Here is a 4,313-nt window from a genome sequence, read left to right on the forward strand (position 1 = left end):
GCCCATGCCTGCCGCTTTGCGGCTGAGGTGAAGGATTTCGATCCCTCCGCCTACATCGAACCCAAAGAAAGCAAGCGCTGGGATCGGTTTTGCCAGTTCGGGGTGGTCGCCGCCAAGCAGGCTGTGGCCCATGCAGGTCTGACCATCGACGACAGCAACGCCCATCGGATCGGAACCGCGATCGGTTCTGGGGTGGGCGGTCTTCTGATGATGGAGACCCAGGCCCACGTGCTGGCAGACAAGGGTCCGTCTCGGGTGAGCCCCTTCACCGTTCCGATGATGATCCCGAACATGGCCACTGGCCTGACGGCGATCGCCATTGGCGCCAAGGGGCCAAGCAGTGCTGTGGCTACGGCCTGCGCCGCCGGCTCCAATGCCATCGGTGATGCCTTCCGGTTGATCCAGCTGGGTCAAGCCGACGCGATGGTCTGCGGTGGCGCCGAATCCGCCATTACCCCGTTGGGAGTGGCTGGATTCGCCAGCGCCAAGGCTTTGTCATTCCGCAACGACGATCCGGCAACCGCCAGCCGGCCCTTCGATGCCGAGCGTGATGGCTTTGTGATCGGCGAGGGCGCAGGCGTGCTGGTTCTTGAGAGCCTCGAGCACGCCCAGGCCCGCGGAGCCGAGATCCTCGCTGAGGTGGTTGGCTACGGCATGACCTGTGATGCCCACCACATCACCTCACCCACCCCCGGTGGCGTGGGCGGGGCTGAGGCCATGCGCCTGGCTCTTCAAGACGCACGCATCGAGGCCGATGCGGTCGACTACGTCAACGCCCACGGCACCAGCACCCCGGCCAATGACTCCAACGAGTCCTCGGCGATCAAGTCCGCGCTCGGGGATCGGGCCAAGCAGATTCCCGTGAGCTCGACCAAGTCGATGACCGGTCACCTGCTGGGCGGCAGCGGCGGCATTGAAGCCGTTGCCGGGGTCCTGGCGATTGGCCACAACGTGGTGCCGCCTACGATCAACTACCAAAATCCGGATCCGGCCTGTGATCTGGATGTCGTTCCCAATCAGGCCCGGGAACACAAACTGAACGTGGTGCTTTCGAATTCCTTTGGGTTCGGCGGCCACAACGTTTGCCTGGCGTTCCGCCGGTTCACCTAGCCCGCGGTCTCCCCCGCCCGTACACCCTTCCCTTACCCGTAACCCATGGTCGTCGCTCCCGCTTCTGTCGACACGCTCTGCGTCAACAGCATCCGCTTCCTGGCCGTCGACGCGATCAACAAGAGCAACTCCGGTCACCCCGGACTGCCCATGGGTTGCGCTCCCATGGCCTACACCCTGTGGGACAAGTTCCTCAAGCACAACCCCAAGAACCCGAAGTGGTTCAACCGTGACCGCTTTGTGCTCTCGGCCGGCCACGGCTGCATGCTGCTGTACGCGCTGCTGCACCTGAGCGGCTACGACTCGGTCACGATCGAGGACATCAAGCAATTCCGCCAGTGGGGCTCCAAGACCCCTGGTCACCCCGAGACCTTCGAGACCGCCGGCGTCGAAGTCACCACCGGTCCCCTGGGTCAGGGCATCGCCAACGCTGTCGGCCTGGCCATGGCCGAGGCACACCTGGCGGCCAAGTTCAACAAGCCCGACTGCACGCTCGTTGATCACACCACCTACGTGATCATGGGCGACGGCTGCCACCAAGAAGGTGTCAGCGGTGAAGCTGCGTCCCTGGCCGGTCACCTGGGCCTGGGCAAGCTGATCGCCCTCTACGACGACAACCACATCACCATCGACGGAAACACCAACGTTTCCTTCACCGAGGATGTGCTGAAGCGCTACGAGGCCTACGGCTGGCACACCATCCACGTCGCCGACGGCAACACCGACCTGGGTGCCATTGCCAAGGCGATTGAAGAGGCCAAGGCCGTCACCGATCGTCCTTCGATGATCAAGGTGACCACCACCATCGGCTACGGCTCCCCCAATAAGGCCAACACCGCCGGTGTGCACGGCGCCGCTCTGGGTGCTGACGAAGCAGCCCTGACCCGCCAGAACCTGGGTTGGAACTACGGCGAATTCGAAGTTCCTCAGGAGTCCTACGACCAGTGGCGCAAGGCCATCGAGCGTGGCGCCGCCGCTGAGGCCGCCTGGAACTCCACCCTGGCTGACTACCGCAGCAAGTACCCCACTGAAGCCGCTCAGTTCGAGCGTCAGCTACGTGGTGAACTGCCCCAGGGCTGGGATGCAAACCTCCCCAGCTACACCCCTGATGACAAGGGTGTGGCCACCCGGATGCATTCCTACAACTGCCTGAATGCCATCGGCCCCAACCTGCCCGAGCTGATCGGTGGTTCTGCTGACCTGACCCACTCCAACCTCACCGACATCAAGGGTGAGTCCGGTTTCCAGAAGGGTGCCGAGGGCAACCGCTACCTGCACTTCGGTGTGCGCGAGCACGCCATGGGCGCCATCCTCAACGGCCTCGCCTATCACGGCAGCGGCCTGGTTCCCTACGGCGGCACCTTCTGCGTCTTCGCTGGCTACATGGTGGGCGCGATGCGCCTGTCCGCCCTGAGCGAACTGGGCGTGATCTATGTCCTGACCCACGACTCCATCGGTCTGGGTGAAGACGGCCCCACCCACCAGCCGATCGAGACCCTGGCCAGCCTGCGTTCGATCCCGAACATGCTGGTGATCCGTCCTGGCGACGGCAACGAAACCAGCGGTGCCTACAAGGTCGCCGTGGCCAACCGTCACCGCCCCACCGTGCTGTTCCTCAGCCGTCAGGCGATGGCCAACCAGGCCAACTCCAACGCCGACCACGTGGCCAAGGGTGGCTACATCCTTGAGGACAGCAACGGCACCCCCGATCTGATCCTGATCGGCACCGGCACCGAGCTCGACCTCTGCGTCCAGGCCGCTGCCCAGCTGCGCGCCGAAGGCAAGAACGTCCGCGTGGTTTCCATGCCCTGCGTGGACCTGTTCGAAGAGCAAGACGCCGCCTACCGCGAGAGCGTGCTGCCCGCCGCCTGCCGCAAGCGCCTGGTGGTCGAGGCCTCCAGCAGCTTCGGCTGGCACAAGTACACCGGCTTCGAAGGCGACACCGTCTCCATCGACCGCTTCGGTGCTTCCGCCCCCGGCCCGCTGCTGATGGAGAAGTTCGGCTTCACCGTCGACAACGTGGTTGCCAAAGCCAAGGCCCTGGGCTGATTAGGCAAGAATCATTGATTCCACTCAAAGCCCCGCCGATGGCGGGGCTTTTTTGTGCCCACACAACCTGATGAATCAGCAATAAAAAACCCGGGCTTTCGCCCGGGTCCTGAACTCAAACAAGAAGCGTGGAATTAAACAGCAGCGACTTCACTATTGCTCTGCTGTTCAGCAAGGACTTTCTCAAGCCCCTCTAGATCTTCTTCCGTGATCTTGGTCTGCATCGGGCAGTGCTTGGGTCCACACATCGAGCAGAACTCAGCCTGCTTGTAGATATCAGCCGGCAGGGTTTCGTCGTGATACTCACGGGCCCGTTCGGGATCCAAGGACAGTTCGAACTGCTTGTTCCAGTCGAAGGCGTAGCGGGCGCGGCTCAGCTCGTCGTCACGATCACGAGCACCGGGGCGGTGACGGGCGATGTCGGCGGCGTGGGCGGCGATCTTGTAGGCGATCAGGCCTTCACGCACGTCCTCTGCATTGGGCAGACCCAGGTGCTCCTTGGGGGTGACATAGCAGAGCATCGCCGTGCCATGCCAGCCGGCCATGGCCGCTCCGATGGCTGAGGTGATGTGGTCGTAACCGGGGGCGATGTCGGTGACCAGAGGACCGAGCACATAGAAGGGTGCCTCGTTGCACTCCTCCATCTGCTTTTTGACGTTGAACTCGATCTGGTCCAACGGCACGTGACCAGGACCTTCGACCATCACCTGAACGTCATGCTTCCAGGCGCGACGGGTCAGCTCGCCCAGAGTCTTCAGCTCAGCCAGCTGAGCGGCGTCAGAGGCGTCGTGCTGACAACCAGGACGCAGAGAATCGCCCAAGGAGAAGGTGCAGTCGTAGCGCTTGAAGATCTCGCAGATGTCGTCGAAGCGCGTATACAGCGGGTTCTGCTTGTGGTGATAGAGCATCCACTGGGCCAGGATCCCGCCGCCACGGCTGACGATTCCGGTCAGACGGCCCTTGACCTTGGGCAGGTGCTCAATCAGCAGACCAGCGTGGATCGTCTGGTAGTCGACGCCCTGCTGGCAGTGCTTCTCGATGATGTGCAGGAAGTCGTCTTCCGAGAGACGCTCGATCGAGCCATGCACGCTCTCGAGGGCCTGATACACGGGCACCGTGCCGATGGGCACCGGCGAAGCATTGATGATCGCCGT

Annotated in this window: 3 protein-coding genes; 2 read left to right on the forward strand and 1 reads right to left on the reverse strand. The window is 63.0% G+C overall.

All coding sequences use genetic code 11. From position 1 onward, the window contains the following. A partial coding sequence (gene fabF, locus QZ184_RS10395; RefSeq protein WP_296419490.1) for a beta-ketoacyl-ACP synthase II occupies window positions 1–1,110 on the forward strand: 1,110 nt, incomplete at its 5' end. Window positions 1,111–1,155: 45 nt separating this feature from the next. Continuing rightward, a complete protein-coding gene (gene tkt, locus QZ184_RS10400; protein ID WP_296419491.1) occupies window positions 1,156–3,159 on the forward strand; it encodes a transketolase in 2,004 nt (667 codons plus the stop codon). Between the two features lie 134 nt (window positions 3,160–3,293). On the opposite strand, the gene thiC is transcribed toward tkt, so the two are convergent. After that, the coding region (gene thiC / locus QZ184_RS10405) for a phosphomethylpyrimidine synthase ThiC (protein ID WP_296419493.1) at window positions 3,294–4,313 on the reverse strand (1,020 nt) is incomplete at its 5' end.

The organism is Vulcanococcus sp. DEBay_Sum22DG08_74, assembly GCF_017852955.1.
Lineage (GTDB): Bacteria > Cyanobacteriota > Cyanobacteriia > PCC-6307 > Cyanobiaceae > Vulcanococcus.